This window comes from Stenotrophomonas sp., assembly GCF_036662295.1.
GTDB lineage: Bacteria > Pseudomonadota > Gammaproteobacteria > Xanthomonadales > Xanthomonadaceae > Stenotrophomonas.
Genome location: NZ_JAVWXA010000151.1, coordinates 1,177 through 7,052 on the forward strand (window position 1 = coordinate 1,177; position 5,876 = coordinate 7,052).

Here is a 5,876-nt window from a genome sequence, read left to right on the forward strand (position 1 = left end):
CGGCGCACTGAGCGCGGCGGGAACGGAAAGGGCCAACGCAACGGCAAGGACGAGCGGCTTCATGCAGGACTCCCGGTAGACGATGCCCGTGACCCTACGCACTCGGCGCACGGGCGGCAATCGGCCGGAGGTCATGCGCGCCGGTTCATACCTCCAGCGCAGGCAGTGCGGCCGGGCACTGGCCCTGCGCGCGGCAGGTCGCCAGCGCGCACTGGCTGGCCGCTTCAGCATCGTCCAGGGCGCTCAGGTCGATGGTGTGCGAGCCGCCGGTCACCACGTACAGCATGGGGTAGTCCCACTGGCCATCGGTGCGCTCGGCATGCAGGTACAGCCGGCCCTCGCCCTGCGGCCCGTTGAGGGTGACCGCGACCTGGCTGAGGCCGCTGCCATCGCTGCTGGCCTTCACCCCGCCCATCGGCAGCCCGTCATCCCGGATCGGCTCGCCCAGCGTCGCGGCCAGTTCGACGTTGCAGCGGGCCCGGCGCATGGCCTCCTGGTAGGGCTCGCTGGCGCGGATCCAGTGCGACCACTGCACCAGCACGAACCACACCGTCGCCACGGCGGCGGCACCGGTGAGCAGCACCACCAGCGGCACGGCCCAGCGCCAGTGACGGGACCACCAGCCGGGGGCATGGCGGGAAAGCGGGGGTGGCAGGGTCATCGGCGTCCTCCTTGTCGAGCCGGTCAAGCGGGATGCGGTCCGTGCTTACGGGGCCAGGCAGCGCCCCAGGAAATCCTCGGCCAGGCGGTAGCGGTGCAGCGCATTGCTGCCCGACAGGCCGTGCTTGGCACCAGGGTAGGTCATCAGTTCGAAGGGCTGGCCACGCTGCTGCAGCGCGCTCATCAGCGCGGTGGAGTTGGTGAACAGCACGTTGTCGTCGGCCATGCCGTGGATGAGCAGCAGGCGCGAGCGCAGGCCCTGGATATGGGTCAGCACGCGGGCTTCCTCATAGCCCTTGGGGTTGTTGCCCGGCAGGTTCATGTAGCGCTCGGTGTAGTGGCTGTCATACAGCCCCCAATCGGTGACCGGTGCGCCGGCCACGCCGCAGGCATAGGTGTCCGACGCCTTGGCCAGCAGCATCAGCGTCATGTAGCCGCCGTTGGACCAGCCCTGCACACCGATGCGCGCCGGGTCCACCCAGGGCTGCTGCTTGAGCCAGGCCACGCCGCGCAGCTGGTCGGCCACTTCCACCGTGCCCTGCACGCCGTACAGCGCACCGCCGAAATCGCGGCCGCGGCGCGGCGTGCCGCGGTTGTCCAGCGAGAACACCACGTAGCCGTGCTGGGCCAGGTACTGGTTGAACAGGTGGTCGCCGCGGCCGGGCCAGCTGTCGGTGACGGTCTGGCTGGCCGGGCCGCCATACACGTACACCACCACCGGGTAGCGCTTGGCCGGGTCGAAACCGGCCGGCTTGATCAGGCTGTAGTGCAGCTCGGTCGTGGCGTCGGCCGCCTTCAGCGTGCCGAACTCGACCGGCCGCTGGGCGTCCAGATAGCGCGCGTAGGGGTGCTGCGGGTCGGTGAGGGTGTTGTCCACCAGCGTGGCGATCTTCTCGCCCGTGGCCCGGTGCAGGGTGAGCTGCGGCGGGGTGGTGGTGTTGGACCAGCTGTCCACGTAGACGCTGGCGTTGCGCGCGAAACTGGCGCTGTGCATGCCCGGTGCCTGCGACAGCCGCTGCGGCGCACCGCCCTGCAACGACACCGCATAGACCTGGCGCTCGCGCGGGGTGTCCATGCCGGCGCTGAAATACACCTTGCCGGCGGCTTCGTCCACGGCCAGCAGTTCGTCCACCGGCCAGGCCCCGTGGGTCAGCGCGGTGACGGTCCTGCCGTCATCGGAGATGCGGTACAGGTGTTCGAAACCGGTCCGTTCGGAGGACCACAGGAAGCCGCCCTGCTTGAGGAAACGCAGGCTGTTGTGCAGCGGCACCCAGGTCCTGGCGGTTTCGGTGACCAGCGTGTGCTGCTTGCCGCTGGCCAGGTCGGCCTGGATCAGCGCCAGCTGCTTCTGGTCGCGCGACTGGCGCTGGAAGGTCAGCCGTTGCGCATCGCGCCAGTCCACGCGTGCCAGGTAGATGTCCGGGTTGGAGCCGAGGTCGATCCAGCGCGGGGCGGCCCCGGCCCGGGGCGCGATCACGGCCAGCTTGACGGTGACGTTGTGGTCGCCGGCGGCCGGGTAGCGCTGCTCGATCATCTCGGTGCGGTCGGCGTACATTTCATAGCGCTTCTGCACCGGCACCGGGCTTTCATCGATGCGTGCGAAGGCGATCGCCGAGTCGTCCGGGGCCCACCAGTAACCGGTGTGGCGGTCCATCTCTTCGTCGGCGACGAACTCGGCCACGCCGTTGCCGATGGTGTCGCTGCCATCGGACGTGAGCTGGACCTGCGCGCCGCTGGCCAGGTCGATCACCCACAGGTTGCGCGCGCGCACGAAGCTCACATAGCCGCCCTTGGGCGAGAGCTTGGCATCGGTGGCAAAGCCTTCGCCGTGGGTGAGCTGGCGGACCGCCGCGCTGCCCTGCTTGTCCAGGTCGTACAGGTACAGCTCGCCGCCCAGCGGGAACAGCAGCGTGCGCGCATCCGGCGCCCACTGGTAATCCACGATGCCGGTCATCGCGGCGATGCGCTGGCGCTCGCGGCGGGCCTTTTCCTCGTCGCTGAGGGTTTCGGTGCCGGGCAGCACCACCTTGGAATCGACCAGCAGCCGGGTCTGGCCGCTGGCGATGTCATAGCTCCACAGGTCCAGCTGGTTGCGATCGGCCTGTTTGCCGCGCAGGAAGCTCACCTGGGAACCGTCCGGGGCCACCTTGGGCTTCAGCAGGGTCGGGCCGGACAACGGCAGCGGGCCGGTGATGGCCTCCAGGGTGAGTTTTTCAGCGTGGGCGATCGTGGTCGAAGCGAGCATGAGGGCGAGCGAAGCAAACAGGTGGCGCATGAAGGATTCCGGCAGCGTCGGGGCAATTCCCGTCGGCAGGCGCGCGCCGGGCAGCGCCCCATCCTAACCAAATCCACCCCGGTCGTGCCCGTGCCCGGCCGGCGTCACCGGCCCCTGGCCCGCCCGGGTGGCGGCGCCTGGCCGGCACCGCCGGGCGGGCTGGCGCCGGGTCAGCGCTGCCCGAACAGGTGCTTGCGCTCTTCTTCGCTGAGCGGCTTGCCGGCCTCGGGATTGACCTGCTGGCGCAGTGCGTAGGCGCGCTGGGTGGCCGGGCGCGCGGCGATGGCGTCATGCCAGCGCTTGAGGTGCGGGAAGGCGGCGAAATCGGCCGGCAGCGCGTCATAGGCGCCGATCCAAGGGTAGCTGGCCATGTCGGCGATGCCGTAGTCGTCCCCGCCCAGGTAGGCGCTGTGCGCCAGCCGCTTGTCCATCACCCCGTGCAGGCGGCGCACCTCGTTGCCGTAGCGCTCGATGGCATAGGGAATCTTGTCCGGCGCATACACGTTGAAGTGCCCCATCTGCCCGCTCATCGGGCCCAGCCCGGCCATCTGCCAGAACAGCCACTCCAGCACCGCCACCCGGCCGCGCGCATCGGCCGGCAGGAAGCGGCCGGTCTTCTCGGCCAGGTAGAGCAGGATCGCGCCGGACTCGAACACGCTCTGCGGGGCACCGCCGTCGGCCGGGGCGTGATCGACCAGCGCCGGCATCTTGTTGTTGGGCGAGATCGCCAGGAATTCCGCCTTGAACTGGTCGCCGGCGCCGATGTTGACCGGCTTGATCTGGTACGGCAGGCCCAGCTCTTCCAGCAGCAGCGTGACTTTGTGGCCGTTGGGGGTGGGCCAGTAGTACAGATCGATCATGGCGATGCACTCGCGGATGAGGAAGCTGGAGTCTAGTGCGTCGCCCGGGTGGCGGGGTCATCGCGGACCCGTTACCCTGCCGCGTCCTCCGCAACGCAGCATCCCAGCATGAGCGCCGACGCAAAGCCCATCAGTCCCCTGTCTTCCCTGATCTTCGCATCGCGCTGGCTGCAGCTGCCGCTGTACCTGGGCCTGATCCTGGCGCAGTGCGTGTACGTGTTCCTGTTCGGCAAGGAGCTGTGGCACCTGCTGCACAAGGCCAACAGCATGGGCGAGCAGGAGATCATGCTGCTGGTGCTGGGCCTGATCGACGTGGTGATGATCTCCAACCTGCTGGTGATGGTGATCGTGGGCGGCTACGAAACCTTCGTCTCGCGCCTGCGCCTGGAAAACCACCCCGACCAGCCGGAGTGGCTGAGCCACGTCAACGCCAGCGTGCTGAAGGTGAAGCTGGCGCTGTCGATCATCGGCATCTCCTCGATCCACCTGCTGAAGACGTTCATCGGTGCCGGCAACCTGGACGGCCTGCCCTCCTGCAACAGCCCGGACTACATCCTGGCCGTGCAGACGGCCACCTCCACCCTCGGGCCGGGTGCCGAGGCGGCCTTCAAGTGCGCCACGATGACCTCCACCGGCGTGATGTGGCAGACCATCATCCATGGTGCCTTCATCCTGTCGGCGATCGGCATCGCCTACACCGACAAGCTGATGAGCGGCGCGCCCAGCAAGACCCTGTCGCACTGACGCTTGCCCACCAGCGCCGGCATCGGTCACGATGCCGGCCTGCCGTCGCCGTGCGGCCCCAGGCCGGGCGCGGTGATGCTAGATTGCACACCTGCAGTACCGCCGTGGACGCCGGGAAACATCCATGGGCCTCGGCCAGCCTGACCGCATCGGGCCTTACGCACCGTCGTTCTTCAAAGGGGAGTTGGATGTCGCACGTCAACACGATCGCCAAGGCGCGCCTGCTGGCGCCACTGACCTTGCTGGTGGCCCTGGCCGCCTGCTCGGGCAAGGACGAACCCGCACCGGCCGCGCCGGCTGCCCCCACCGCGGCACCGGCGGCTGCACCGGCCGCGCCGGCGGTGTCGGCCAAGGTCCAGTCGATGGGCACCGACGAGCTGCGCGACCTGGCCAGCAAGGCACTGCGCGAGAACCGCATGTACGCCCCGGCCGGCGACAACGCCATCGAGTACTACCTGGCGCTGCGCGACAAGACCCCCGATGACGCCTCGGTCAAGAGCGCGCTCACCGACCTGCTGCCCTACACCCTGATTGCCGCCGAGCAGAGCCTGGGCCGCGAGGACTTCGCCGAATCCCAGCGCCTGGTGGCACTGATCGAGAAGGTGGACGCCACGGCACCGGCGCTGCCGCGCCTGAAGCAGGGCATCACCGGCGGCATGCAGACCGCCCTCAAGCGCACCCAGGAAGAGACCGACAAGGTCAAGAAGGACGCCGAGAACCGCACCAAGCAGCTGGCCGACCAGCAGCGCCTGGCCCAGCAGCAGGCCAGCGAAGCCGAAGCCGCGCGCGCCATCGCCGCCCAGCAGGATGCGGCCCGCCGCAGCAGTGAAAGCCAGGATGCCGAGCGCCAGGCCGCCGCCCGCCGCGAGGCCGAACAGCGCCAGCAGGCGGCCGCCGCCCAGCAGGCCGCCGCGGCCCGCCAGGCTGCCGCACCGGCCGCCGCCGCGCCGAGCCTGCGCCCGGTCAGCACCCCGGCCCCGCGCTACCCGGCTGAAGCCCTGCGCTCGGGCACCTCCGGCGAAGTGCTGGTGGAGATCACCGTGGGTACCGATGGCTCGGTCACCAACGCACGCGTGCTGCGTGCCACGCCGTCGCGGGTGTTCGACCGCGAGGCGCTCAACGCGGTCAAGCGCTGGAAGTTCGAGCCGGTGGGCGCACCGGTCACCACCCGCCGCACCCTGGCGTTCGCCCCGGGCGGTTGATGGCGGGCGGTCGCGCTTGACCCCGCGAAGGCCCGGCGCGATCCGGGCCTTTTTTTTGGTTTTTTTTTGCCCGTCTGCGGGGTAAAGGCTTTGCTGAAGCACGCGCGTGCATGCCTTGTCGCTTGGGGCGGGTAC

At 69.5% G+C, this 5,876-nt stretch carries 5 protein-coding genes; 2 read left to right on the top strand and 3 right to left on the bottom strand.

The annotated features are described in order from the left end of the window. Positions 1–145: 145 nt before the first annotated feature. From RSA25_RS18350 to RSA25_RS18360, 3 genes are all read right to left on the bottom strand, one after another. Positions 146–661: a cytochrome c oxidase assembly factor Coa1 family protein gene (locus tag RSA25_RS18350; protein ID WP_332810265.1), complete on the bottom strand. Its 516-nt coding sequence runs from the start codon at positions 659–661 to the stop codon at positions 146–148. A 45-nt stretch (positions 662–706) separates the two neighbouring features. Beyond that, complete coding sequence (locus tag RSA25_RS18355) at positions 707–2,935, bottom strand: S9 family peptidase (protein WP_332810266.1); 2,229 nt, start codon at positions 2,933–2,935, stop codon at positions 707–709. 170 nt (positions 2,936–3,105) lie between these two features. Further along, entirely contained in the window at positions 3,106–3,795 is a 690-nt protein-coding gene (locus RSA25_RS18360) for a glutathione S-transferase N-terminal domain-containing protein (RefSeq protein ID WP_332810267.1), read from the bottom strand. A gap of 108 nt (positions 3,796–3,903) precedes the next feature. On the opposite strand from RSA25_RS18360, the gene RSA25_RS18365 reads away from it, so the two are divergent. After that, positions 3,904–4,539, top strand: a complete 636-nt coding sequence (locus tag RSA25_RS18365; protein ID WP_332810268.1) for a TIGR00645 family protein — start codon at positions 3,904–3,906, stop codon at positions 4,537–4,539. Positions 4,540–4,727: 188 nt separating this feature from the next. Continuing rightward, entirely contained in the window at positions 4,728–5,741 is a 1,014-nt protein-coding gene (locus tag RSA25_RS18370; RefSeq protein ID WP_332810269.1) for an energy transducer TonB, read from the top strand. The last annotated feature ends 135 nt before the right edge of the window (positions 5,742–5,876 follow it).